This window comes from Primorskyibacter flagellatus, from assembly GCF_048268605.1.
GTDB classification, from domain to species: Bacteria; Pseudomonadota; Alphaproteobacteria; order Rhodobacterales; family Rhodobacteraceae; genus Primorskyibacter; species Primorskyibacter flagellatus.
The window spans coordinates 45,642-69,582 of the sequence record NZ_JBLWVF010000015.1 but is presented as its reverse complement, the minus strand read 5'-3'; the positions used below and the strand labels follow the sequence as shown (position 1 = coordinate 69,582).

Sequence of the window (23,941 nt, the reverse complement as noted above, 5' to 3'; positions counted from 1 at the left end):
CTCCCAATTTCAGATTTGCTGTGTCAGACGACAATTCTGCCGTTCAGATAGTTCCGCGCCGCTTCGCTTTGCGGTTCGGGAAAGAAGTCAGCCGCCGCGCTATGTTCGGCAACGCGGCCGCGATGCAGGAACACGACGTCATCGGCGATGCGCCGCGCCTGCCCAACATCATGGGTTACAAAGACGATCCGGACGCCACGGCTGCGCGCCTCGTGCACAATGCTTTCGATCGCCAGCACAGAGGCCGGATCAAGGCTGGCCGTCGGCTCGTCGAGAAACAGAACCTCTGGATCGGTGGCCAACGCGCGCGCCAGCGCCAGCCGCTGTGCCTCGCCACCCGACAGCAACCGCGCGGGCTGATCGGCCTTGTGGGACAGGCCAACATGATCGAGCAAACGATCCCGCCGCGCCTTGTCCTTGCCGCGCGCTTTCAGCACGAAGTCGATATTGGCCGCCACCGACCGCCGTAGCAGCACCGGCTTTTGAAAGACCAGCGCCTGCCGGGCTGTCACCTCGCAAGGTGCCTGACTACCCCAGTTGATCTGGCCAGAGGTTGGCTGCATGAGACCGTGCAACAGCTTCAGAAGCAGGCTTTTTCCGGCCCCGTTGGACCCCATGATCATGGTGCAGCCGCTTGTACCAAGGTCCAGCGCCAGATCGTCCAGAACGGTGGCCTCTCCGAAGCGCAGTGTCAGGTCGCGCACTTGCAGCGGCCCAAGCGCCTTGGGCTGCGCGCGGACCGCTGCCTGCATCGGCGTGATGAGTGCTGCGTCAGACATAGGCTTGCCTTGCAGCGGTCATCCGCACCGATTGCACGGCTGCATTCACGCCAAGGGCGATGACCAGCAGGATGATGCCAAGCGCCAGCGCCAGTGCCAGATCGCCTTTCGAGGTTTCCAACGCGATTGCCGTTGTCATCACGCGTGTGAGGTGATCGATATTGCCGCCCACGATAATGACAGCGCCGACCTCGGCCACGGCACGGCCAAACCCGGCAAGCCCGACCGTCAAAAGCGAATAGCGCGCGTCCCACAGAAGCGCCTGCACGGCCTGCAACCGTGTCAGGCAAAGCGAACGGAACTGCTCGGCATATTCTGCATGCAAGTCCTCCAGCACCTGCCGCGACAAGGCCGCCACGATGGGCGTGATCAGAATGGTCTGCGCGATGATCATCGCCGTCGGGGTGTAGAGCAGCCCGAGAAAGCCCAGGGGACCAGAGCGCGACAGGTGCAGGTAGACCAGCAGCCCGACCACTACGGGCGGCAATCCCATCAGGGCATTCATCACGATCAACACCGCATTCCGGCCGCGAAAGCGACCAATCGCGACAAGCGCCCCGACCGGCAGACCGATGAGGCAGGCAACCGCCGTCGCCGTCAGGCTGACGCGCAGCGACAGCAGAACGATCTCCAACAGATCCGCGTCGCCGGACAGCACCAGCGCGACAGCAAGTCCCAATGCGTCACCGATGTTTTGCAGGGCTTTCACCTATATGCATAATTTTCGTTACATGGATAGGTATGCAGCTAAATGGCAGAAGTTCAAGGCTGGTCTTGCTGCAATTTTGGCGGCATAGTCGAGAAAAATAGCAATTTTTACTGTGAGACGACATGAAAACACTACTGCATAATTTCCGGCGGTCGCGATGAGTAAAACAGCGGAGCTGCGCCCCAACGAGCGCACTGTCGATCTTGCACCGGCTACTGACGCCACTTTGCGATTTATCGGAACGATCCGAACCCCCTGGACCGATCGCGACGATTGTCCGCGCCAAGGCCGCCTGGACGGCCCGGCATGCCAATTGGTGCTCGATCCGATCTGGCGGGATGGGCTGCTGGGGCTGGACGAATACGAGACGATCGAGGTGCTTTATTGGCTGGACAAAAGCCGCCGCGACCTGATCCGGCAAAGCCCCAAAAGCGACGGCCGGACAGTGGGAACATTTGCTCTGCGCTCGCCGGTGCGGCCCAATCCGATTGGCACGTCCATGGTCAAACTGCTGCGGATCGAGAACGGCACATTGCATGTGCAGGGTCTGGACTGCCTTGACGGGACACCGCTGATCGACATCAAACCCGACCGCTGCGCCTTTACGCCGAAGGCCCCGCCCAAACCGGGCGACCGGCAGGTTTCATCATAAAACGGATATGGGAAGAACAAGATGCACCGCAACGCAGTACTGGCTGTGATATTGGCCTGTGGTATAAGCCCGGCCGCGGCCGAGGACATTTCGCTTTATGCGGCAGGCAGTCTGAAAGCGGCGCTGTCGGATGTGGCTGAAAACTATTCCGAGACCTACGGAACCAAGGTCGCAACGCATTTCGGCCCGTCCGGCCTGATGCGCGAGAGGATCGAGGCGGGCGAGACGGCGCATGTCTTTGCGTCGGCCAACATGCGCCATCCGCACACACTGGAGAGTGCCGGCAAGGGAGGACCGGTGGCCCTGTTCGCGCGCAACAGATTGTGCGCATTGGCGCGCCCCGAAGTGACGGTCACGACTGACACGCTTCTGGACGTGATGCTGGATGGTGAAACACGGCTTGGCACATCGACACCCAAGGCCGATCCGTCCGGTGATTATGCGTTCGACCTGTTTGACAAAAGCGGCCACGCGGATGCGCTGAAGGCAAAGGCGTTGCAACTGACCGGTGGCCCGGACAGCGCCAAGCCGCCAGAGGGCCGGAACAACTATGCCTGGGTGCTGGACAGTGATCAGGCTGACATTTTCCTGACCTATTGCACCAATGCCGTACTCGCCAAAACCGAAGTGCCGGATCTTCAGATCGTGCAAGTCCCCGAGGCGCTGTCGGTCGGTGCCGATTACGGCTTGATCGTGCTGGACGGAGCGCCGCCAGAGGCGTGGAAGCTGGCGCTGCATATCCTGTCCCCCGCCGGACAAGCCGTGCTGGCCGAATACGGCTTTGACGCAAGCGCTGTCGCGAAAGGTGACTGAGATGCGCTTTCTTCTGATTGTTCTCGCCCTGCTTGCCCTGCCCGCCTCGGCGCGCACCGTTGTTGACAGCGCCGGGCGCACGGTCGAAATCCCCGACGAGGTGAACACGGTCTTCGCCGCGGGTCCGCCGGCTGCGATCCTTGTCTATACCATGAAACCCGAGGCGCTGACCGGCTGGCCGCGCGCCTTGCGCCCGGAAGAACAGGACTACATTGCCGAACCTTACCGTGACCTGCCTGAAACCGGGCGCATTACAGGACGCGGCGGCGAGGCAAATCTGGAACGTGTGTTGCAGATCAAGCCGGACCTCATCATTGATTTCGGATCGGTCCGCGACACCTATATCGATCTCGCCAACCGCGTGCAGGAACAGACCGGCATCCCTTACCTTCTGATTGACGGACGGTTCGAGAATACAGCCGCAGCCCTGCGGATCGTTGGCGAGGCGCTCGGCGTTCCGGAACGCGGCGAGGCACTGGCGACGGATGTAGAGGCGACGTTCAAACGGATTGACGCGATGCTTGCGGACGTCCCCGAAGAAGAGCGTCCCCGTGTCTATCTCGCCCGTGGCCCCGATGGGCTTGAGACCGGGATGAAAGGCTCGATCAACACCGAGATCATCGAACGCGCAGGCGGGCGCAACGTCGCCGATGATGGCGGTGTGACACGCGGGCTGGTGCAATCCTCGATAGAACAGGTGATCGTGGCGAACCCCGATACGATCGTCACATGGGATCCGAATTTCTACAGGAAGGTTTTCGACGATCCGCTTTGGCAAGGCATTGACGCGCTGCGCGACGGTCGGGTCCGCCTGTCCCCAACCGCACCCTTCGGCTGGATCGACCGGCCGCCATCGGTCAATCGGATGATGGGGCTGATCTGGATGGCCGGTTTGCTCTATCCCGAACGGTGGGACGGCGATCTGCGCGAAGACACCCGTGCCTTCTACAAGCTCTACTATGATGTCGATCTGAGTGACGAGGAATTGGGGAGGCTCCTTGAATGGACGCAGGGAAGATCACCGATGTAAGCCTGCACCGTCCCGCGATCACGCTGACCGGGGGGCTGGCGCTGTGTCTTGCGGTGCTGGCTTTTGGGGCCGTGATGATCGGGCCTTACGGTTTGACGCCGACCCAAACGCTGGCGGCATTGTCAGGCCGGGGTGATCCGCAGGCGCAGATCGTCGTCTGGAACATCCGCCTGCCGCGCGTGGCGGCGGCGCTGCTCGTCGGGGCCGCACTGGCGGCTGCCGGTGCAAGCTATCAGGCGCTGTTTCGCAATCCTTTGGTATCGCCGGACATTCTGGGGGTGTCGGCAGGCGCAGGCCTTGGGGCGGTTGCCGGTATCTTCCTGTCTCTGCCCGTAGCGGCAATCCAAGCCACAGCCTTTGCGGGCGGCATGGCTGCGGTGGGTTTCGTCACGCTTGTCGCCGCCCTCGTGCAGAACACCGACCGGACACTGACTTTGGTGCTGATCGGTGTGGTGATCGGCGCATTGGCTGGGGCCGCGACGTCACTGCTTAAGGTGACCGCCGACCCTTACGACCAGTTGCCCGCTATCACTTTCTGGCTTCTGGGGTCTCTGGCCGCGACGACAACCGAAGACATCCTGCCTGCCCTGCCCATGGTGCTGATCGGGCTGGTGCCTCTGGCTTTGCTGCGTTGGCGGATCAATGTTCTCAGTCTTGGCGACGAAGAGGCGCGCGCGTTGGGGATAGAGGTGGCGCGGACACGGTTTCTTGTCATTGCAGCCGCCACGATGATCACCGCAAGCGTCACGGCGCTGGCCGGTGTCGTGGGCTGGGTTGGGCTTGTGATCCCTCATATCGCGCGGATGCTGGTCGGTCCCGGCTTTGGAAGGCTGCTGCCCGCCTCGATCCTGATCGGTGCCAGCTATTTGCTGATCGTCGACACGCTGGCACGGACCATCGCGCAGGTCGAGGTTCCCCTGGGCATCCTGACGGCCGTCATTGGCGCACCATTTTTCGTTTGGCTGCTGGCGCGCGGTCGGCACGGATGGTCGTGATGCTGAAGGCGCAGAACCTCTCCATCGGCTATGGCAAGACCCGGATCGGGTCCGGGCTGGAATTGACCGTGCAAAGCGGCGATATTCTGTGTCTGCTCGGGCCAAACGGGTGCGGCAAGACCACGCTGTTCCGGACGCTTCTGGGTCTGTTGCCCGCATTGTCCGGCACGGTGTTGTTGGGCGGCGAGCCGGTTTCGGCACAGACCCGTGCCGAGATCGCGCATCAGGTGGCCTATGTACCGCAGGCACATGCCCCGCCCTTTCCTTTTGAGGCGCTTGAGGTTGTTCTTATGGGCCGCACCGCGCGGCTTGGCCTGTTGGGGCAGCCCGGCCGTAACGATCGCGCCATCGCGCGCAACGCGATGGACCGGCTGGGTATCGGGGGTCTGGCGCACAGGGATTATTCGCGATTGTCGGGCGGGCAGCGCCAGCTTGTGCTGATTGCGCGTGCGCTGGCGCAGGAAGCACCCTTGATCGTCATGGACGAACCCACGGCCAGCCTTGATTTCGGCAATCAGGCGCAGGTTCTGGCGCAAATCGCGGCGCTTGTTCACGATGTTGCCACCCGGGGCTGCGCCGTGATCCTGTCGACGCACAATCCCGATCAGGCCTTCGCGCTGAATGCCCAGGTTTTACTGATGAAAGACAGCGTCAGACAGGCACAGGGTTCGGCCCATGAGGTGCTGACCGATGCCAGCCTGAGCAATGTCTACGGCATCCCCGTCTCGGTCGAGACGACATCCTCTGGCCGCAAGGTCTGTTTGCCGTCGCTGGCCTGTCAGTCTGCACCCACAATCACATCTGACGCCTTGACGATCGCATGAGCCGTCTTGCCGACTTCAAGCCCCAGATCAGCGACAGAGGCGTTGGTGATCATGGCCGTAACGGTCGTGTCGCCGCCAAGGTTGATCTGCACGGTCGAATTGACCGCGCCCTTGTCGATCGAAACCACTGTTCCGGTCAATTTGTTCCGTGCGCTCAGTTTCATAATTTGCTGCTCCTTCTGTTTGGTTTCAGGCGTTAGAGTGCCATATCAGCAAATACAACTCTGCATGTAACGAACCCTACAGGAGCGGCAGCGGCCGAATGAAGCACGATGAGTGACCATCCGGGAAACGGGTTTCGCTTCGATTTGCCCGAGGCGAATGGCGCGCTCGGCGATGTCGGAACGTTGCTGCCGATGGTGATCGGGTCAATTGCCTTGATTGGCCTGTCAGCCCCGCATGTGTTGCTAAGCTTCGGACTTTTCTACATCGCCACCGGTGTGATTTACCGCCTGCCAATCCCGGTCCAGCCGATGAAGGCCATCGCCGCCGTGGCGCTGGTAAGCGAGGTGACCCCCGGCGCGCTTGCCCTCAGCGGTGTGTTGATCGGAAGCGCGCTTTTGTTTCTTGGCGGTAGCGGCATCATCGACCGATTGGCGCGATTGGTGCCTCAATCCGTATTGTCAGGGCTGCAACTGGGGCTGGGGCTGGCCCTTGGCTGGATTGCGCTTGGCCTTATGAAAGATCAGATGATCATCGGGGCGTTGTCATTGGGCATCGCCATGACGGCCCTCAGGATCGGGACACATGCCGCGCTTGCAACCATCCTGAGTGGCGTCGTGCTGGGCCTTGTGTTCGGTCGGGCGGATCTGGTCCAACTCGGCATGCCACAAGGCACCGACTGGATGCCGTCGGTCCCCACGATCAAAGACATCCGCATGGCTGTCACCGACCTCGCATTGCCGCAGTTCGCGCTGACATTGACCAATGCGGTGTTCCTGACCGCCTTGGTGGCGCAGGATCGTTTCGGACCATCCGCCGCCCATGTCACGCCGCGCAAGCTGTGCCTGACATCCGGTGCCGCCAATCTGCTGCTATCCCCGCTGGGCGCACTGCCAATGTGTCATGGCGCGGGCGGTGTGGCCGCACATCATCGCTTTGGCGCAAGAACCGGCGGCGCGCCCGTCATGCTGGGGGCAAGCCTACTGCTGCTGGCGCTGCTTCCGGCCCCGCTGCGCGATGGTGCCTTGTCCTCCATCCCTGCCGCCACGCTGGGGGCGCTTCTGCTGATTGCAGCGGTAGAGCTTGCTGCCAGCCGTCGTCTTGTCGACGCGCGCCCGTCCTGTCGCCCCGTTATTGCAGTCACGGCACTCGCAACCGTCTTTGCGAACCCGCTGTTTGGCCTTGTCCTTGGCACGATCGCCGAAATCCTGCGGAAACTGCTTCTGTCGCGCTTGAGGCGTCAACACAGGTAGCACCATCACAGGCATTGCCGAACCGTTGGCATTTGCGAACGCCCCGAAACCTCAAGTTTCAAAAATGAGAACACAGAGGCCCATCAAGCCCGGAGAGGCGAACCAGGTCTCCATACCGAAACTCTTTGTGCTCGCCGCGACCAAGTCGCCATATATCAACGCGCAACGCGGCGTCGGAAATCAACAAGCGCCGCCGGGCAAGCTGGCCAGGGCTTCGACCTCGACCAGAAATTCAGGGCGGGTAAATCCGCTGACAATAACCAAAGTCGAGGCCGGTTTTGTCTTCAGGTCCGCCACCCAGCGGTCGCGGACCGCCATATAGGCGGCCATGTCCTCGCGCCGTGTGACGAAGGCCGAAAACCGCAACACATGCGCAATATCCGCGCCGGCATCTTGCAGAATGGCACGGATATTGCCGAAGCAGATCTCAGCCTGAGCCTGCACATCGGCGGGGATGCTTCCGTCGGCGTTCAGGCCCAGCTGGCCAGAGGTGGCGATCAGGCCGCCGGCGCTGGTGCCATGGGCGTATTCGCCGAAAGGCGAGGGCATTTGTGCAGGGTTGTGAATTTTCATGTAACAAGCTCCGCTTTGAGCAGGCCGCAGCGCATCAAGAAAAGCTGCGTGACCTCGTCATTGATCCGCGACATGTCCAAGGGTTGATCCGGCCCGACATTGAACAGGACTCGGCTTTGCTGTTCGTATTCTGCATAATGCTGCGTCACCGCCCACATGTTGATCTGAAACAGCAAGGGGTCGACAGGAGCGATCTTTCCTTCATCGATCCAATTGCGGATCACCGCAGAGGCCTCTTCCGTCGCAGCCTTCAACTTGGGCCAGTGCTCGTTCATCTCCGGGGCACCTCGGGCCATCTCGTTGACAAAGAGACGCGAGAACTCAGGATGTTCGACAGCGTGCCGAAGCTTGCGCGTGATATAGGCGCGGATTGCCGTTTCGGGGTCATCCTGGGCGGAAGAAATGAAAAACAACGCCCTCCATTCGGAAAAAATGAAACTGAGAACCTCTTGATACAAGTCCTCTTTGCTGGAGATGTAGTAGTGTAACTGCGCCTTGGTGATCCCGGCGGCATCGGCAATGGCTCGGGTAGACGTTCCGGCCAGCCCGTTGCGGGCGAACTCCCGAAGGGCACCGTCGCGGATGGCAGCCCTTATCCGGGACCGTTTTTCCTTTGCAACGCTCATGTTGCTGTCCTCTGCTCAGGAGGCCCGCCGAAACCGGGGTTGTTTTTCGCCTGAACGAACACCCTGCCCGTCCGGCTCCTCGATTGACCTCGGCACCGGGTCATTGGCTGGATTGGCACAAGACGCCGCAATGCCTCTTTTGGGGGGACAAAGCGGCGCGCGGATGCAGAGTCCGTGCGCCGCGAATGTTTCATTCGCCAGTCAGTTCGGCCTTGATGTCAAGGCCATGACCCTTGTTGACAAAGCTTGTATCAGCCACCTTGTCCAGATCCACCTCGCCTTCCTTGATGATACCGTTGGACACGGCAAGATCATAGAAAGATGCGATGCGATCGCTGTCCATGGCACCGATGCCCTTGTCGATTGCCTCGCCCACGTCAATGATGCCGAGTGCTTCGAACTGGGCCATTTCCTTATCCAACTTGGCCATGGTCATTTCCGGGTTTGCAGCCATGATCGCCTCATAGGCGGCAGAACGGTCGCCATAGAGATAATTATACCAGCCCTCGATTGAGGCATTCACGAAGCGCTGCACCAGATCGGGGTTTTCGTCGATGAGTTGCTGGCGCGTCTCGATTGTCGAAGCATAGGTGTTGTAGCCGTGATCGGCCAACAGGAAGGTATCCACTTCTGTGCCCTGTTCGGCGGCATAGATCGGCTCTGCCGTCCCATAAGCCTGCTGCACGGCTGTTTCGTTGCTGAGGAATTGCGCCAGGTTGAACCCATAAGGGCGAAGCTGTTCATTCTGAAACCCCTTGGACTGGACCAGCCATTGCCAGAAGCTGAACTGCCCGTCCTTTCCGATCAGCACGGTTGGCGCGCTCGCCAGATCGTCGAAACTGGCGTATTGACCCTTGTGGGCGATCAGCGCCTGTGGATCTTTTTGATAGATGGCCGCGACGACCGTGGTGGGAATCCCGTTGCGGACGTTGTCGAAAGACAGCAGCAGATTGCCGGTCATCAGAAAGTCCAGCCGCCCGGCCGCCAGCATCGGACGGTTGTTGACCTGAGGGCCGCCGGGTCGGATCTCGACCTCCAGATCGTATTTTTCATATGTGCCGTCGGCGACGGCTTGATAGTAGCCCCCATGCCCGCCCTGGGCCAACCAGTTGGTGCCGAAGACGACCTTGTCCTGTGCCCAGGCCGATCCGGCCGCAAGCAGGCAGGCGGCGGCGATCGAGATGGTGAATTTTCTCATGCTGTTTCTCCTTGATGGGATGTGCTGTCATTGCGGACCATGTCGTCGGTCCATCCCCGTGTTTTTCCGGGGTTCATCAGGCCGTAGGGGTCGGCCTGTTTCTTAAAGGCGATCTGCGTATCGTCGATTTCCTTCATGCCGCCATCTTCGATCGTGACCACATGCGGATCGAAGATCGTGCAGCCATCGGTCTCTTCCAGCTCTGCGATGACGCGGTAGGTCTCTTCCTTGCTGCGAAAACGCAACAGCGGCAAAGCGAAGATCTGGATCTCGCCTTCCATACGTGCCATTTCATGGTGCCAGAACATCGCGTCGCCGTATCGTTCCATCTGGCGCATGACCAGATCGGGATCGAAGGGACGTGGATACGCGACCTGCAAATAGGTCCAGCCCTTGTCGACCTTCAGGGCTTGCAAGGTGGTATGGTTCCAGCCGCATTCATAAGCCGGCTGCAACCCGGCTTCACGGATCTCCGGCTTGGTCATGGCAAACGAGATACGTCCCCCGCGCCGTTCTGCTTCGGCTTGAAAGCGGGTCATCTCGCTCGGGGCGACCATGGCGAAGATCGCATCGCGATCCTCGGGAAAGTGATCGCGGAACTTGGTGTAATAAGCGGCGAAGCGCCGTTCCACCGCGGTGAGCAGATAGCAATCCAGCCCTTCCTCCTGCGCCCAGCACGCGAAATGCAGCGCTGCGTCATAGCCATCAAAAAGGGCGGCGGTATGGATCCAGTCGGTCGACGGGGTCAGGGCGAGGCCCAATTCGATCACGATGCCATTGGTGCCATAAGCGTGTTGCACCTTCTGGATGTCGTCACCTTCCAGCGTGATAATCTGTGGCTCGGGTTCGACGGTCACCACCTTGACATACGAGACATTGCCGGGGTCGCGCAGCATGCCGTGGCGCAGCGACCCGATACCGCCAGACCCGCCGGCGACGAAGCCACCGATGGTCGCCATCTGCCGCGTCGAAGGGTACATCAGCAATTCCTGCCCGGTCTCGCGGGCGGCATCGTCCAGCCGCGAGATGCGGGCCCCCGCCTCGACGCGGACATGGCCTTCGGTGATTTCGATCACATCGGCCAGCCGTGTCAGGTCCATGATCACCCCGCCCTCCAGCGGCACGCATTGGCCGTAATTGCCGGTGCCGCCGCCGCGTAGGGTCAGCGGCACCTTGTGTCGGGCCACCGCAGCGGCAACCAGGATCACCTCCTCGCGGTTTTGTGGTATGACGACCAGCTCGCCGCGCAGATCTTTCAGTTGCTCGTTCAGGATCGGACTGTACCAGAAATAGTCGCCGGACCGGGCTTCGAGGTATTTCTCGTCGTCATGGCAGCGGATGCCGCTCAGTTCGGCCTTGAAGGCCTCTTTGTTCCAAGCCTGTGTCATGTCTCGACTCCTTCGTCATGCAGCAGAATCTGTCCGTCACGCCATACCTGCCGGACCGCACATGGACGGCTGAGCGCGTCAATCAGGCTCGGGCTTTCGAAGCGGATGAAGGAGGCCGGGCCGCCTTCGCAAATCGTGGTGTCCTGACCCATCCAATGCGCCGGAGTGGACGTGATGGCATCCAGCCAGTCGGCATGGGGCAGATGCCCGGCCAGCACGGCAAGGCGGTAGACGTCCCAAAGATCGTGATCGCCGAACGGGAAAAAGCCGTCCTGCACATTATCCGACGCGATCATAACCGGCATCCCGGCGGCACGGGCCTCTTGCAGGGGGGCAATCCCGCGCAGACGCGGTGTGCGCCCGTCCTGCGCATCCTGAAGATAGCTGTTGGCCCCCGGCAGCACGGTCAGCCCCACCCCGGCGTGCGCGGCGCGCTCCAACAGTCGCAAGACCTGATCGGGATCACGCACCGACAGCGAACAGCCATGCCCGCAAAGTACACGCCCTGCCATGCCGCGGCGTTCGGTTTCGTCAAGGATGGCGTCAAATCCCTGCGCCTCGGGTTCCAGTCCCTCATCGACATGAAAATCTAGATCCAGTCCATGCGCTTCGGCCAGATCGAAGACCAAGGCGATCTTCCGCGGCATGTCGGCGTTGCGATACACAAAGGCACCCATCACGCCGCCGCCGGCGCGCAATTGCGGGGCGATGCGGGGACCAAGCTCTTCAATCAGATCCAGCGCGGTGAGCGAAGCAAGCTGCAAGTCGATCCGCCCGCGCCATTCCTGCGCCAGTTCAGTCAGGACCGGCCAAGCCAGGGGCGCCTCGGCAGTGTTCCAGTCCAGATGGCTGCGCATCAGGGCGGTGCCATGGCGGTATGCCCGCGCCAACGCAGTGCCGACACGGCGGCGCATGTCCGCCTCGGTCCAGCCCGCCGCATCCTCGCCCATCATCTCGATGGCATCGAACAGGGACGCGGCCCGGCGCGGCATACGCCCAATGGTCATTGTCTTGTCCAGATGCACATGAATATCGGCCATGAGCGGCAGCACCATCCCGCCGCCTGTCTGACGCGAGGGGCGCAGCGCGGCGATCCGGCCACCGCTATGGGTCAGATCCCATGTCCCTGCTTGTCCAGCCAGCGTCACACCCGACAGATTGCCCGTGATGCGCGGCGATGCTTGAATTTTCATCAGCCTTCCCGCTTGATTTCGCTCTCGTGCCAATGTCCGAGAACAGCGCGCGACAGCCAAGAGGTGAACAGGAAGATGACGACCCCCAAGAGCGAGACCAGAAAGAGCGCCGCGAACATGCGTGGGATCTCGTTGCGGAAGCTGGATTCTAGGATCCGCGAGGCAAGGCCGGTATTCTGACCCGCTGTTCCCGCGACGAATTCCGCAACCACCGCGCCGATCAGGGCCAGTCCTCCGGCGATCTTCAGCGCCGCCATGAAATAGGGCAAGGCGGAAGGGACCAGCAGATAGCGCAACCGCTGCAAGGGCGTGGCGCGATAAAGGCTGAACAGATCTCGTAGGTTATGATCGGCACTGCGCAACCCGATGGCGGTGTTCGACAGGATCGGAAAGAAGGCCACGATCCAGGCACAGATCAGCAGCGCAACAAAGGTGTTGGAAACATAGATCAGGATCAACGGCGCGATGGCGACGATGGGTGTGACCTGCATGATGACCGCGAAAGGAAAGAGGCTCATTTCAATCGGCCGCGAAAGCGCGAAAAGCATCCCCAGAAGCACCCCCCCGACAATTGCCAGCCCCAGCGACATCAGCGTCAGTTTGACGGTGAAAACGGCGCTTTGCATCAGCGAGGCCCAGTCGGTGACAAGTGTCTTGGCGATCAGGCTGGGTGCCGGGATCAGATAATGTGGCACCTCGTTATACCACACGAGAAACTCCCACAGCGCCAGGGCAATTGCGATCGCGGCGATGGGCAGCACGATGCGCAGGCGCTTTTCGCGCCGCTCGCGGCGGATTACCGGATTGTTCCGGGATGTCGCAATCTCTGCCGCGGGGGTGGGATCAATGGTTGAGGTCGACATTGTCTAGTGTCCCTTCCAGTGCGCTGCTGACGGTCTTGCAGGATTCCGCATATTCAGGTGACATGCGATAGGCGGCGTTGCGAGGATATCCGCTGGTCAGCGGAATATCGTGGACAACGCGGCCCGGCCGCGCGGCCATGACAACGACGCGGCTGGACAGGTAGACGGATTCAAAGACCGAATGGGTGACGAAAATCACGCTCAAACCATGGGTTTTCCACAGCGATAGCACCTCGTCATTCAGTTTGGTGCGGGTCATCTCGTCCAAGGCCGCGAAAGGTTCGTCCATCAACAGAAGCTTGGGTTTTGTAACCATGGCCCGCGCGATCGAGACCCGCATCCGCATGCCGCCCGAAAGCTCTCGGGGGTAGGATTTGGCAAAATTCATCAACCCGACCATCGAAAGCACGTTCTCGACGCGCTCGCGGGCCTGCGCTTTCTTCAACCCGCGCAGCTTCAGCGGCAGATAGACATTTTCGAAAACATTGGCCCAGGGCATCAACGTGGCTTCCTGAAAAACATAGCCTATGTCATCGCCATCACCGCCTGCCCCGGCCGGATGCCCATTGACGGTTATGCTGCCCTTCGAAACCGAAAGAAGCCCCGAGATCATCTTCAATGCCGTGCTCTTGCCGCAGCCCGAAGGGCCAAGGAAGCTGACGAATTCGCCCTGATTGATCGACAGGGACATGTCGCGCACGGCGACGGTCCCATTTCCGAATACCTTGTCGACATCGCGCATGGAGATCAGCTCTGCCTGATCTCCATGAAAGGGAAGCTTTGTCATCTATTGTGTCTCCGGGGATTGATCCAGCCAGCTCAGCGGAATGCGGTCGATTTCGGCCATGGCTTCGACCAGTTTGCCAACGGCATGATCAAGCGTCGCGACACCTTTTTCGGCGCTGGCAAGATGGGCTTCGCCGCAGGCACCGAAGACGTTGAGATCCTGGGTTTTCCAGCCGAGCTTGGCGGGACGGCCCAGGCCGATATGTGTGAAGTTCTCGGCCAGATCCTGCCCGCGCGACCGGAAGTCCTGTGCCTTTTGCATATTCACGTTGTCGGGGTCCAGCGCCAGCATGACGGATGTTTCCATGTCACCGGCATGAATGCCGTGGGCGCGCTCCGTCTCGGAGTAAAGCCCCTCGGGCATGCCGAAGCCGAACCAATTGACAGAAAACGTCATCATGTCCTGGGTCACGCGCAATTGCCGGGCGGCCAGGTCCATCGCCGGAATATTACCACCATGTCCGTTCAGAAATACCATCTTGCGCACACCGGCCCGTGCGACGCTGGCACCTATTTCGGTCAGGACGCGTAGAAACGTCTCGCCCGTCAGGGTCAGCGAGCCGGGAAAGTCGATATGCTCGTCGCTTTTGCAGACCGCCTGTGTGGGCAGGATCAACGCCGGACTGTCGTCAGGCAAGGCATCTGCCAGGCGTCGGGCGACGGCACTGACGGTGCACGCATCGACCGACATCGGCAGATGCGGACCATGCTGCTCAATGGCTCCGATCGGTTGTACCGCGATCAGCCGGTCGTGATCGAGCTTGGAAAATTCGTGGCGCGAATGATCGGCCCAGAAGCGCTTCATGGTGTTGCTCCGTCAGGCCTGTTATCGCCTTTGAATTCTGTCATTGGATCCTCCCGTGGGCGAAAGATTAGACAATTTCATATCAATTGGTCAAACTATTTAGTATAGAAAATCAACTCATTGAAAACACACAACTATTGTAGAGAATCCTTACTGATAACCCCGAGCGCGCGCAACGGAACCGACCCGGAAAGGCTCGATGAAAATGCCCCGCGAACAGCCTGGATTGCTGATTACACGCCCCTTGCCTGTTCTGGTTCTGGACCGTGCGGAAAGCAGTTGCGATGTGGTCTTGCGGCATGACGAAACAGGTACAGATCTGCGGCGAGGCATTGGGGGCATCCGGAAGGATGAACTGGCCCGGAAGGCCAGACTGCCTGCAACAACATTGCGACGCGTGGGGTGCAGCCCTGTACCGGTGCTGGATACGCTGTCAGACCAGCCGCGCCATGCCGCCTTTGACGCGGCGTATCGGTATCGCTGACTCGATGGAAGCGACACCCTTGATGCCCGTCAGCCGCGCAGTCAGGAAACGCTCGAATTCGTCCAGATCCCGCACCGAGACGCGCATCAGATAATCGCGCGTTCCGGTCATCAGCCAACAGTCCACCACTTCGGGGCAAAGGTTGATCTCGCGCTCGAAAATGGCCAGGCAGCCATCGACCTGCCTTTCCAGCTTGACCGAAACGAAGATGTTCATGGCAAAGCCCAGAAGCCGCTCGTCGATACGGGCGCTATAGCCGTCGATGATGTTCTTGCGTTCCAGAATACGGATGCGCCGCGAGCATGGCGAGGGCGAGAGGCCGACCCGTTCGCTTAGCTCTTGATGCGACAGACGGGCGTCTTTCTGAAGCGCTCGCAAAATACTCAAATCAATGGCATCAATATCAAATTTCATCACGCACCTTGGCTGTTCTTGCTATCAAAAGAGAAAATGTTGCTGCTTCAAGCTAATATATCTCAATCATGCGGTTGAGTTAACCCATGTTGCTAAGCCGGCTTCGCTACGCTCGCCCTGATCAGGGAGGATGCCATGTCACGAGCCGATGCTATTACCCAACAAGATCCCGATCCTGTGGAAACTCAGGATTGGGTCGAGGCGCTGGAATCTCTGACAGAGGTCGACGGGCGTGCGCGCGCGCAATTCGTACTAGGTCGCGTGCAAGATCATGCCCGACTGCTGGGTGTGACAACAGCCGGGCTGCCCTACTCTGCCTATCGCAACACGATCCCATTGACCCGGCAACCCGCCTATCCCGGCGATCTGGAGATGGAAGAGCGCATCACGTCGATCAATCGCTGGAACGCGCTGGCGATGGTGGTCCGGGCAAACAAGGCATATGGGGAACTTGGCGGGCATATCGCCTCTTACGCGTCAGCCGCCGAAATCTTCGAGGTCGGTTTCAACCATTTCTTTCGCGGCAAGACCAAGGATTGCGCAGGCGATCTGGTCTATTTCCAACCGCATTCGGCACCGGGTGTCTATGCCCGCGCCTTTCTTGAGGGGCGTCTGTCCGAGCAGGACATATCCAATTATCGCCAAGAAGTCCCAGGCACGGGGCTGTGTTCCTATCCGCATCCGTGGCTGATGGACGAATTCTGGCAATTTCCAACGGGTTCGATGGGCATCGGGCCGATGTCGGCAATCTATCAGGCGCGCTTCATGCGGTATCTGCACGCTCGCGGACTGGCCGACACGACCGAGCGCCGGGTCTGGGGGGTTTTCGGCGATGGCGAGATGGACGAGCCGGAATCGATCGGCGCGTTGACCCTTGCCGCGCGCGAGGGACTCGACAATCTGACCTTCGTGGTGAATTGCAACCTGCAACGGCTGGACGGGCCGGTGCGCGGCAACGGACAGCTCATACAAGAGCTGGAATCGCTCTTTGTCGGCGCAGGCTGGAACGTGATCAAGGTGCTGTGGGGGTCTGAATGGGACAACCTCTTTGCCCGTGACACCGACAACGTGCTGTTGCGCCGCTTTGCCGAAACCGTCGATGGCGAATATCAAACGCTTGGTTCCAAGGACGGCGATTACAATCGCGCGCGCTTTTTCGATGCCGACCCGGCCTCGGCCGCGCTGGTCGCGCATTTGTCCGACGAGGATATTCACCGGCTGAAACGCGGCGGCCATGACCTGCGAAAGCTATACGCCGCATTTGCCGCCGCCCGCGCTCATAAGGGACAACCGACGGTGATCCTGACCAAGACCAAGAAGGGCTACGGTATGGGCGGGGCCGGGGAATCCCGGATGATCGCGCATCAGGCCAAGAAGCTTGATTTCGATGCGCTCAAAGCGTTCCGAGATAATTTCAGCCTGCCTCTGTCGGATACGGCAGTGGAAGCGCTGGACTTCTATAATCCCGGCCCGAACAGTCCCGAAGTTACCTATTTGCAGGACCGTCGCAGCCGGCTTGGCGGCTATCTTCCGACCCGCGCACTGCACGCAAATTCCCCCGCGCCGGCCCGCCCGCCGCTTTCAAAATACGGTAGCTTCGCCCTGCAAGCCGAGGGCAAGACGATGTCGACCACCATGGCCGCCGTGCGCATGATGGGCGGGCTGCTGCGCGACAAGGCTTTTGGCCCGCGCATCGTGCCCATCGTCGCCGATGAGGCACGGACCTTTGGCATGGATAACCTGTTCCGTCAGGTGGGGATCTATGCGCCCGGTGGGCAGCGTTATGAACCCGAAGACGCAGGCTCAATGCTGTTCTACAAGGAAACCCCCGACGGGCAGCTTCTGGAGGAAGGCATCACCGAGGCCGGGGCAATCAGTTCCTGGACCGCTGCGGCCACCGCCTATTCGACACATGGTACGGAATTGCTGCCGATCTACATCTATTATTCGATGTTCGGTTTTCAGCGTGTCGGGGATCTGATCTGGGCCGCCGCCGATCAGCGCGCCCGAGGGTTTCTTCTGGGTGCCACCGCCGGACGCACCACGCTTTCGGGTGAAGGTCTGCAACATCAGGACGGTTCAAGCCATCTGGTTGCGGCCACGGTGCCGAACTGCCGCGCCTTTGATCCTTGCTTCGCCTACGAATTGGCGGTGATCATGGAGCATGGCATGACGCGGATGCTGGACGAAAAGCGCGATGAGTTCTTCTACATCACCGTGATGAACGAAAACTATGCCCAGCCTTCCATGCCTGACAATGTCGAGGCGGATATCCTGAAGGGCATGTACCGGCTGGATCGTAAAGGCGGAGACGGACCCGAGGTGCGCTTGCTTGGCTCGGGTACGATCCTGCGCGAAGTCATCGCGGCGGCCGATCTGCTGACAGAGTTCGGCATTGCTTCCGAAATCTTCTCCGTCACCTCTTTCAGCGAATTGGCGCGCGATGCAGCCGAGGCCGAGAGACGCGGCCGCTTCGGCAATCCAGAACGCTCGCATCTGGAAAATCAGTTGCAGGGCAACGCGCCGGTTGTGGCAGCCAGTGACTATGTGCGCGCCGTGCCGGGCCAGATCGCGCCGTATCTGAATGGCCGAATGATGCTACTGGGTACCGACGGCTTTGGACGTTCGGCCAGCCGTGCTGCGCTGCGCCGCTTCTTCGAAGTCGATCGCGAAAACATCGCGCTTGCGGCGATTCAGTCTTTGGTGCGCAGCGGCGAGGTCAAGCAGCAGACCCTGGCCAAAGCCATGAAACGTTTCGGCATCGACCCCGCGACTGCGGCACCCTGGACGGTTTAGGAAAGTTACAAAAGCCTGAAGCGATGAACATCCACATTTCTGGCACCAGCGACCGGATCGCCGGGATACCACGATGATCCAGGCACCGTCGCCAAAGATCTGCGCGCACCGATTGTGTTTCTCATCCGGGCGGGCACGGCAGAACGTCATTCTGGCCAAATATCTCCCGCGAGTTTCTTGATCATTGACAGATACTCCCGCATGGTCCGGCCGTTGGGAGTAAAGACATGATGACGACAGACTGGATGCGCGAAGCGGCGGGCCGCTATGACCGTTGCAATCGTGCGACCTTGAACTGGATTCTGGCGCGGGGGTCACTGGGCGGCGGTTTTCTGAACACCAAGGTGTATTCGATCACCGGCACCGATTACGATGAGGCCTCGGGCTTGCGCGGCCCGGATTATACCTATGGCTGGATTCAGGGGCGCGGGCTTGAAGCCTTGGCAACTTTTGCGTCTCACTATCAGACCACGGATCCGAAATTTGCAGGCAGGCTCCATGATTTCGGAGCGGCGCTTTACAGGCGTTTGGCCGACGAGCAGGCCAAGGACGGGCACGCCTATTTCCTTTATGAGCGCGACGGACAACCGGTTATTTTTCAGGACGGCACGGCCAATGCGCAGACCCCCGCGGGCGCGATCTTTACCTATTCGGATGCTTTCACTGCAAAGGGTTTGTTTGCTGCGTCGCATCACTATGACGCGGGTGCAGCGGAAACCCATCTGGCCTACCTCAAACAGGTCATCGCGGCGATAGAGGATGGCCGGTTTCAGATGGACGAGACAAAGCCGCTGTCACGCGAAAACATCGCGGCGGCACCGGACGATTTTGGGCCTCGAATGATCCTTCTTGCCGTGGCGGGGCTATTGCATCGGCTGGGGTATTCCACAGAAACCGGCTTTGCTGACCGGTTCATCGACCATGTGCTCGACCGGCATTATGATCCCGCATCCGGTCTGCTTTTGACCGTGAGTGGTGAAGATATCTGCAATGTAGGACATGCAATCGAGTTTTGCGGCTTCGCCTTCGAACACCTGTCAACGCGCCCGGATGATGCGCGGATCGGACAGCTTGTCGATATACTGCTGCGCTGCCTTGAGGTCGGACAGCAGGGGCCTGGTATCGCGCTTTATCTTTCGGCATCCAGCGGTGAACTCACCTCGCCCTACTTCCCCTGGTGGCCCATGCCAGAAGCGATCCGCGCCTGCGCTCTGGGGTATCAGTTGACTGGGGACAGCCGGTTGATCGCCCCCTGGCAGAAGGCCGACACCGCATTCTTCACACATTACTGGCGTGAAGAATGCAATTTTGCCTTTCAGACACGAACCCTTGACGGCCCTGTGGATTTTGTTCCCGCGACACCTGACCTTGATCCCGGTTATCACACCGGGCTTAGTCTTTTGGCTGCGATCCGGACGATCAATCGCTAAGGTACGATACGCGCACCGGTCGCGCAGTCAAAAAGCTGCGCACCTGCCGGATCGACCGTGAAACCATGGGTTTCACCGACATGGCAATCGAACCGCTCTCGCAACAATGCGGTGATCGTGACTCCGGCGAGATTTGCCTGAAGCAGGGTTTCCGATCCGGTCTGTTCATTGGACTCGATCGTCGCGCGCAGTCCCGCATCGTCGGGGGTGTGACGCAGATGTTCAGGGCGAAGCCCCAGTTCGAAATCTCCGTCTAGATCGCGAAACTGCGGCAGGCTCAGCCTCTGGCCGTCACTCAGCGTGATTTCTGCGTCACCACGGGTCGTTGAAACCGGCAGGAAATTCATCGCGGGCGAGCCGATGAAACCGGCCACAAAGCGATTGACCGGGTGATCATAAAGGTCAAGCGGCCTGCCGACCTGCTCCACATGACCGTCTCGCATGACGACCACGATGTCGGCCATCGTCATAGCCTCGATTTGGTCGTGAGTGACATAGATTGTCGTGGTCCGAAGCCTTTGATGCATGGCCTTCAGTTCGGCCCGCATCTGCACGCGCAACTTTGCATCGAGGTTAGAAAGCGGTTCGTCGAACAAGAATACCTGCGGCTGGCGCACAATCGCCCGCCCCATGGCCACGCGCTGGCGCTGCCCCCCGGAAAGTTGCTTCGGGTAGCGATCAAGCAGCTCGCCGATCCCCAGCATCGTCGCGGTGTCCTTCACCGACCGGGCGATTTCCTTCTTCGGTGTCTTCAGTAGCCGAAGCGAGAACCCCATATTCTGAGCCACGGTCATATGCGGGTAAAGCGCATAGTTCTGAAAGACCATCGCGATATCGCGGTTCTTGGATTCCACGTCGTTGATGACCTTGTCGCCGATCCGGACCTCACCGCTGGTAATTTCCTCAAGCCCGGCGATGAGACGCAGAATGGTGGATTTTCCGCAGCCAGACGGCCCGACAAGCGCAACGAAGGCACCATCCGGAATTTCGAAGGAAACCCCGTGCAGCGTCTCGACAGCGCCAAAGCTTTTTCTGAGGTCTTTGATTTCAACTTGGGTCATTATCAGTCTTTCGAAAGTCGCTGAACAGGGTTCAAAACGGGTTTCATTCTTTCATCCCGCTTGCGGCAATGCCTTCGACAAAGTTGCGGCGCAGCAGGACAAAGGCGAGCACCGACGGCACCATGACGGCGGCAGAGGCTGCACTTAGCAGCGAAAGCTCGACCGTGTAGGCGCTTTGGAAATTCGCGAGCCCCACTTCGATGGTGAAGGCCGTCTTTCTTGTCAGGGTGATGATGGGCCAGGCAAACGCTGTCCAGGCCTGAAAGAACGCCAGCACGGCCAGTGCCGCCAGCGGTCCGCGCAATAGCGGCAGAACGATATGCGTGAATATCCAGAATTCACCCGCACCGTCGATCCGGGCGGCTTCGAGAAGTTCGTCCGGGATCGACGCGATGACATTCTGACGGATCAGAAATATCCCGAAACTCATCACCAGATAACCGATCAGCAATCCGGTGATCGAGTTCAGAAACCCCAGCGCCTTTACCTGAAAATACAGCGGGATCATGTAAACCTCGAAGGGAATGATCGCCGTCGTGAGAAACAGGATAAAGATCACGTTGATGGATCTGAACGGGAACTTTGCCACGATATAGCCCGCCAGTGCCGATGTTGCGACGATGGCAATCATGGACAAGGAGGCAAAGGCAAAGCTGTTGAACATCCAGCGCAAAAGCGGCGTCTCGGTAAAGACCGTGACGAAATTGTCCAGCGTGGGGTTTCGGGGCAGCAATGTCGGGGGCCATTGCAGCATCTCTGCCGGTGTCTTGAACGCGTTGGCAATCAGCATGATCAGCGGCAGAAGAAGCGCCACGCAGATGAAAAACAACGCAACATCGATCAGGAAGTTCGAACGGCGTGTGCGGGCTTTGGCAGACATGGTCAGTTCCCCCCTTTCTGTCGTAGCAGACTGAATTGAACCGCCGTCAGGACCAGTACGATGGACAGCAGGATCACGGCCTCGGCCGCGGCATAGCCGACACGGAAATTCTGGAAGCTGTTTTCAAGCATATCGAGCACGAGAACCCGGACCAGCCTGCCCGGCGCGCCCTGGGTATCTGAAGCCAGAACATAAGCTTGCGCATAGACGTTGAAGCCGGAAATAAGCGTCACAACCGAAACATAAAGCGTGATCGGCTTCAGCAGTGGCACCGACATGAAAAGGAATGACTGGATGCCGCTCGCACCATCAAGCCGTGCGGCCTCGTAGACGGATTTCGGAAGATTCCTGAAACCCACCAGATAGATCAGGACAGCGTAGCCCAGCGTTTGCCACGACACCAAAAGGATGATGCAGATTACCGACAGCACAGGATCGAACAGCCAGGCCTGTGCCTCGCCGCCAAGCGACATGATGATTGCGTTCAACGGACCCAGCTTGGCGTCGAAAATCCACTTCCAGGCCATCGCTGCTGGCACCAGAGAGACGACATGCGGAATAAAGACCGCGGTCTCGTAAAACCCGGCAAACCGGCTGCGGGTTCGGTGATAGATGACACCGGCCAGCGCCATCGACACAGGGATCGTGACGGCCATGGCCCCGAATGCAATGATTGCGGTATTGGTCAGCGCGTCAAGAAACTGATCGTCGCGGAACAATTGCGAAAAGTTGGAAAACCCGACGAAGGTCTTGTTCTTCGACAACAGGTTCCAATCGTACATGCTGAGCCGAAGTGTTTCGATGATCGGAAACATCCGCACCCACCCGAAGATCACGAAGGTCGGGATGATCGCCAGTATCGCGAACAGGAATTTTTTGCGTCTCAACATGGCCAGCCTTTTGCGTTCGCACCGCCCGACACGCCAAGGTGCCGGGCAGTCATTTCAGTCTTTTACTCGGCAAGAATGCCGGCACGATCCAGGATCGCATTGGTCTCTTCGGCTGAAGATTCCAGAATGGCCATTATCGCTTCATCATCACCGGCCAGAGACGGGTCCGCGAACGCCTCTGTCAGCTTGGCGGCAAAGCGGGTCAGGATCTCGTTGATCGGCTCGATCGAGGGCAAGGTGAACAGCTCGTAATCTTCCGGCAGGTCAACGAATGCCGAAAACTGCGGCTTGGCCTCGATGACGCCACTGTAATCGACGCCCACCCGGTTGGGCAGCCAACCGACATTGTCCAGCATCCAGATCAAGTGTTCCGGCTTGTTGGCTTCGATGGCGAAAGCCCAGGCCGCTTCCTGTGCCTTGTCGGAACCGCCCGAGACATACAGGTTTACCGGCAACGCGATGGACCCGCGCGGCAGAAGGGCTGTGTCGTAGTTGAGATCGGGGGCCTTTTTCTCTGTATCCCCGATGACCCAGCTTTCACGGATGAACATGGCCGTTTGGCCACGCTGGAACGCGGCGGCGTCAGCTGGCATGTCAATGGACACGGTCTTGTCGCCGCTGACCGCGTTGACATACTGACGAAGTGCCGCGAGCCCTGCCTCGTTGGCATAACCGGCCCGGTATTTGTCGCCAACCTGTTCGAGGACAGAGCCGCCGTGCTGATGCATGTTGATCCAGAATTTCTCGGCAATGCCTGCCCCGCCACCCGACAGGCGCAGCGACCAGCCCGACACGGTGGGCGTTCCGCCCTCGTCCCGCTGCGTCAGCTTTGCCGCATAGTCGTCATATTCTTCCATGGTGGTCGGCGGCCCGTCCAGACCGGCCTCGGCCAGCATGTCGGTGTTGTAGAACAAGGCACCCTGACCGCGGAACAGCGGAACGCCGTAGACCGAGCCATCGACCGTCGCGGTGTCGCGGAAGAAGGGTTCGAAATTTTCGCCGTCATTCACGAAATCGGCAACGCCGGACGGCGCCGGTGGCAGCAGGTCGTTCACGATATAACGATTTGCGGTAGAACCTATCAGCTCCAGCACCGTCGCATCGTCCAGCCCCGAAGACAGGGCAAGGGCGACACGTTTCTCATGGTCGCGCAGGCCGATGGGTTCGACGATAACATTGAGATCGGGATAGTCGTCGCTCATCCCTTCGGCGACGCGTTCATAATAATCGGTCAGTTCCGGAAAGCCGCCCCAGACAACAATATCCTGTGCCTGTGCCGAAATGGAACCGGCAAGCATCAGGCCTGCCGAAAGTGTGACAGTCTTCCCCAAGGGGCC

The 23,941-nt window shown here is 59.8% G+C and carries 24 protein-coding genes; 8 read left to right on the top strand and 16 right to left on the bottom strand.

Features of this window, described 5'->3' with window-relative positions; all coding sequences use genetic code 11:
* Positions 1-23: 23 nt before the first annotated feature.
* Complete coding sequence (locus ACN0WV_RS15005) at positions 24-779, bottom strand: ATP-binding cassette domain-containing protein (RefSeq protein ID WP_417606839.1); 756 nt, start codon at positions 777-779, stop codon at positions 24-26.
* Positions 772-1,479, bottom strand: a complete 708-nt coding sequence (locus ACN0WV_RS15000) for an ABC transporter permease (RefSeq protein ID WP_417606872.1) — start codon at positions 1,477-1,479, stop codon at positions 772-774. The genes ACN0WV_RS15005 and ACN0WV_RS15000 overlap by 8 nt, the downstream gene beginning before the upstream one ends.
* A gap of 166 nt (positions 1,480-1,645) precedes the next feature.
* Here ACN0WV_RS15000 and tsaA point away from each other — a divergent pair, with 166 nt between their 5' ends.
* From tsaA to ACN0WV_RS14975, 5 genes are read left to right on the top strand one after another with little or no spacing between them, the layout of a single operon-like run.
* On the top strand, positions 1,646-2,140 hold the full coding sequence (tsaA, locus tag ACN0WV_RS14995; protein ID WP_417606837.1) for a tRNA (N6-threonylcarbamoyladenosine(37)-N6)-methyltransferase TrmO: 495 nt from the start codon (positions 1,646-1,648) through the stop codon (positions 2,138-2,140).
* A gap of 21 nt (positions 2,141-2,161) precedes the next feature.
* The gene (locus ACN0WV_RS14990) at positions 2,162-2,953 is read left to right on the top strand and encodes a molybdate ABC transporter substrate-binding protein (RefSeq protein ID WP_417606835.1); all 792 of its coding nucleotides are present in this window, start codon (positions 2,162-2,164) and stop codon (positions 2,951-2,953) included.
* Position 2,954: 1 nt separating this feature from the next.
* Positions 2,955-3,983 (top strand): iron ABC transporter substrate-binding protein, encoded by a 1,029-nt coding sequence (locus tag ACN0WV_RS14985; RefSeq protein ID WP_417606833.1) that lies wholly within the window; start codon positions 2,955-2,957, stop codon positions 3,981-3,983.
* Entirely contained in the window at positions 3,956-4,978 is a 1,023-nt protein-coding gene (locus ACN0WV_RS14980; protein ID WP_417606831.1) for a FecCD family ABC transporter permease, read from the top strand. Before ACN0WV_RS14985 ends, ACN0WV_RS14980 begins: the two co-directional genes overlap by 28 nt.
* Positions 4,978-5,802 (top strand): ABC transporter ATP-binding protein, encoded by an 825-nt coding sequence (locus ACN0WV_RS14975; RefSeq protein WP_417606829.1) that lies wholly within the window; start codon positions 4,978-4,980, stop codon positions 5,800-5,802. The genes ACN0WV_RS14980 and ACN0WV_RS14975 overlap by 1 nt, the downstream gene beginning before the upstream one ends.
* On the opposite strand, the gene ACN0WV_RS14970 is transcribed toward ACN0WV_RS14975, so the two are convergent.
* Positions 5,757-5,966, bottom strand: a complete 210-nt coding sequence (locus ACN0WV_RS14970; protein ID WP_417606827.1) for a TOBE domain-containing protein — start codon at positions 5,964-5,966, stop codon at positions 5,757-5,759. The two genes, ACN0WV_RS14975 and ACN0WV_RS14970, sit on opposite strands and share 46 nt — an antisense overlap.
* A 108-nt stretch (positions 5,967-6,074) precedes the next feature.
* Between ACN0WV_RS14970 and ACN0WV_RS14965 the strand changes: the two genes are divergently transcribed.
* Positions 6,075-7,217, top strand: a complete 1,143-nt coding sequence (locus tag ACN0WV_RS14965) for a putative sulfate/molybdate transporter (RefSeq protein ID WP_417606826.1) — start codon at positions 6,075-6,077, stop codon at positions 7,215-7,217.
* A gap of 180 nt (positions 7,218-7,397) precedes the next feature.
* On the opposite strand, the gene ACN0WV_RS14960 is transcribed toward ACN0WV_RS14965, so the two are convergent.
* The 9 genes from ACN0WV_RS14960 to ACN0WV_RS14920 form a co-directional block, all read right to left on the bottom strand.
* A complete protein-coding gene (locus ACN0WV_RS14960) occupies positions 7,398-7,790 on the bottom strand; it encodes a RidA family protein (RefSeq protein ID WP_417606824.1) in 393 nt (130 codons plus the stop codon).
* Positions 7,787-8,416, bottom strand: a complete 630-nt coding sequence (locus ACN0WV_RS14955) for a TetR family transcriptional regulator C-terminal domain-containing protein (protein ID WP_084353126.1) — start codon at positions 8,414-8,416, stop codon at positions 7,787-7,789. The genes ACN0WV_RS14960 and ACN0WV_RS14955 overlap by 4 nt, the downstream gene beginning before the upstream one ends.
* Before the next feature lie 190 nt (positions 8,417-8,606).
* Positions 8,607-9,614 carry an ABC transporter substrate-binding protein gene (locus ACN0WV_RS14950; protein ID WP_417606818.1) on the bottom strand — a complete coding sequence of 336 codons (1,008 nt, stop codon included), beginning with the start codon at positions 9,612-9,614 and terminating at the stop codon, positions 8,607-8,609.
* A complete protein-coding gene (locus ACN0WV_RS14945) occupies positions 9,611-11,002 on the bottom strand; it encodes an FAD-binding oxidoreductase (RefSeq protein WP_417606816.1) in 1,392 nt (463 codons plus the stop codon). Before ACN0WV_RS14945 ends, ACN0WV_RS14950 begins: the two co-directional genes overlap by 4 nt.
* Positions 10,999-12,195 carry an amidohydrolase family protein gene (locus tag ACN0WV_RS14940; RefSeq protein WP_417606814.1) on the bottom strand — a complete coding sequence of 399 codons (1,197 nt, stop codon included), beginning with the start codon at positions 12,193-12,195 and terminating at the stop codon, positions 10,999-11,001. Before ACN0WV_RS14940 ends, ACN0WV_RS14945 begins: the two co-directional genes overlap by 4 nt.
* The gene (locus ACN0WV_RS14935) at positions 12,195-13,058 is read right to left on the bottom strand and encodes an ABC transporter permease (protein WP_084353122.1); all 864 of its coding nucleotides are present in this window, start codon (positions 13,056-13,058) and stop codon (positions 12,195-12,197) included. Before ACN0WV_RS14935 ends, ACN0WV_RS14940 begins: the two co-directional genes overlap by 1 nt.
* Positions 13,039-13,845, bottom strand: coding sequence for an ABC transporter ATP-binding protein (locus ACN0WV_RS14930; protein ID WP_084353121.1), 807 nt, complete (start codon positions 13,843-13,845; stop codon positions 13,039-13,041). The genes ACN0WV_RS14935 and ACN0WV_RS14930 overlap by 20 nt, the downstream gene beginning before the upstream one ends.
* Positions 13,846-14,649: a creatininase family protein gene (locus ACN0WV_RS14925; RefSeq protein WP_417606812.1), complete on the bottom strand. Its 804-nt coding sequence runs from the start codon at positions 14,647-14,649 to the stop codon at positions 13,846-13,848. It abuts the gene before it with no gap.
* Between the two features lie 433 nt (positions 14,650-15,082).
* Entirely contained in the window at positions 15,083-15,547 is a 465-nt protein-coding gene (locus ACN0WV_RS14920) for an Lrp/AsnC family transcriptional regulator (RefSeq protein WP_417606811.1), read from the bottom strand.
* Positions 15,548-15,682: 135 nt separating this feature from the next.
* Between ACN0WV_RS14920 and mdeB the strand changes: the two genes are divergently transcribed.
* Together mdeB and ACN0WV_RS14910 are read left to right on the top strand one after the other, a co-directional pair.
* Entirely contained in the window at positions 15,683-18,343 is a 2,661-nt protein-coding gene (mdeB, locus tag ACN0WV_RS14915; RefSeq protein ID WP_084353118.1) for an alpha-ketoglutarate dehydrogenase, read from the top strand.
* A 227-nt stretch (positions 18,344-18,570) separates the two neighbouring features.
* Positions 18,571-19,773: an AGE family epimerase/isomerase gene (locus ACN0WV_RS14910; RefSeq protein WP_084353117.1), complete on the top strand. Its 1,203-nt coding sequence runs from the start codon at positions 18,571-18,573 to the stop codon at positions 19,771-19,773.
* Here ACN0WV_RS14910 and ACN0WV_RS14905 read toward each other — a convergent pair.
* The 4 genes from ACN0WV_RS14905 to ACN0WV_RS14890 form a co-directional block, all read right to left on the bottom strand.
* The gene (locus ACN0WV_RS14905; protein ID WP_084353116.1) at positions 19,770-20,834 is read right to left on the bottom strand and encodes an ABC transporter ATP-binding protein; all 1,065 of its coding nucleotides are present in this window, start codon (positions 20,832-20,834) and stop codon (positions 19,770-19,772) included. The two genes, ACN0WV_RS14910 and ACN0WV_RS14905, sit on opposite strands and share 4 nt — an antisense overlap.
* A gap of 43 nt (positions 20,835-20,877) precedes the next feature.
* Positions 20,878-21,714, bottom strand: a complete 837-nt coding sequence (locus ACN0WV_RS14900) for a carbohydrate ABC transporter permease (RefSeq protein ID WP_084353115.1) — start codon at positions 21,712-21,714, stop codon at positions 20,878-20,880.
* A 2-nt stretch (positions 21,715-21,716) separates the two neighbouring features.
* Entirely contained in the window at positions 21,717-22,604 is an 888-nt protein-coding gene (locus ACN0WV_RS14895) for a carbohydrate ABC transporter permease (RefSeq protein ID WP_084353114.1), read from the bottom strand.
* 62 nt (positions 22,605-22,666) lie between these two features.
* A complete protein-coding gene (locus tag ACN0WV_RS14890; RefSeq protein WP_417606808.1) occupies positions 22,667-23,935 on the bottom strand; it encodes an extracellular solute-binding protein in 1,269 nt (422 codons plus the stop codon).
* Positions 23,936-23,941: the final 6 nt, after the last annotated feature.

Coding starts and splice junctions, on each gene's coding strand:
- ACN0WV_RS14960 (WP_417606824.1), bottom strand. CDS start 7,790: ATGAAAATTCACAACCCTGCACAAATGCCCTCGCCTTTCGGCGAATAC.
- ACN0WV_RS14925 (WP_417606812.1), bottom strand. CDS start 14,649: ATGAAGCGCTTCTGGGCCGATCATTCGCGCCACGAATTTTCCAAGCTC.
- ACN0WV_RS14975 (WP_417606829.1), top strand. CDS start 4,978: ATGCTGAAGGCGCAGAACCTCTCCATCGGCTATGGCAAGACCCGGATC.
- ACN0WV_RS14900 (WP_084353115.1), bottom strand. CDS start 21,714: ATGTCTGCCAAAGCCCGCACACGCCGTTCGAACTTCCTGATCGATGTT.
- ACN0WV_RS14940 (WP_417606814.1), bottom strand. CDS start 12,195: ATGAAAATTCAAGCATCGCCGCGCATCACGGGCAATCTGTCGGGTGTG.
- ACN0WV_RS14895 (WP_084353114.1), bottom strand. CDS start 22,604: ATGTTGAGACGCAAAAAATTCCTGTTCGCGATACTGGCGATCATCCCG.
- ACN0WV_RS14910 (WP_084353117.1), top strand. CDS start 18,571: ATGATGACGACAGACTGGATGCGCGAAGCGGCGGGCCGCTATGACCGT.
- ACN0WV_RS15005 (WP_417606839.1), bottom strand. CDS start 779: ATGTCTGACGCAGCACTCATCACGCCGATGCAGGCAGCGGTCCGCGCG.
- ACN0WV_RS14930 (WP_084353121.1), bottom strand. CDS start 13,845: ATGACAAAGCTTCCCTTTCATGGAGATCAGGCAGAGCTGATCTCCATG.
- ACN0WV_RS14905 (WP_084353116.1), bottom strand. CDS start 20,834: ATGACCCAAGTTGAAATCAAAGACCTCAGAAAAAGCTTTGGCGCTGTC.
- ACN0WV_RS14970 (WP_417606827.1), bottom strand. CDS start 5,966: ATGAAACTGAGCGCACGGAACAAATTGACCGGAACAGTGGTTTCGATC.
- ACN0WV_RS14920 (WP_417606811.1), bottom strand. CDS start 15,547: ATGAAATTTGATATTGATGCCATTGATTTGAGTATTTTGCGAGCGCTT.
- ACN0WV_RS14935 (WP_084353122.1), bottom strand. CDS start 13,058: ATGTCGACCTCAACCATTGATCCCACCCCCGCGGCAGAGATTGCGACA.
- tsaA (WP_417606837.1), top strand. CDS start 1,646: ATGAGTAAAACAGCGGAGCTGCGCCCCAACGAGCGCACTGTCGATCTT.
- ACN0WV_RS14945 (WP_417606816.1), bottom strand. CDS start 11,002: ATGACACAGGCTTGGAACAAAGAGGCCTTCAAGGCCGAACTGAGCGGC.
- ACN0WV_RS14985 (WP_417606833.1), top strand. CDS start 2,955: ATGCGCTTTCTTCTGATTGTTCTCGCCCTGCTTGCCCTGCCCGCCTCG.
- ACN0WV_RS14980 (WP_417606831.1), top strand. CDS start 3,956: ATGGACGCAGGGAAGATCACCGATGTAAGCCTGCACCGTCCCGCGATC.
- mdeB (WP_084353118.1), top strand. CDS start 15,683: ATGTCACGAGCCGATGCTATTACCCAACAAGATCCCGATCCTGTGGAA.
- ACN0WV_RS14950 (WP_417606818.1), bottom strand. CDS start 9,614: ATGAGAAAATTCACCATCTCGATCGCCGCCGCCTGCCTGCTTGCGGCC.
- ACN0WV_RS14990 (WP_417606835.1), top strand. CDS start 2,162: ATGCACCGCAACGCAGTACTGGCTGTGATATTGGCCTGTGGTATAAGC.
- ACN0WV_RS14955 (WP_084353126.1), bottom strand. CDS start 8,416: ATGAGCGTTGCAAAGGAAAAACGGTCCCGGATAAGGGCTGCCATCCGC.
- ACN0WV_RS14965 (WP_417606826.1), top strand. CDS start 6,075: ATGAGTGACCATCCGGGAAACGGGTTTCGCTTCGATTTGCCCGAGGCG.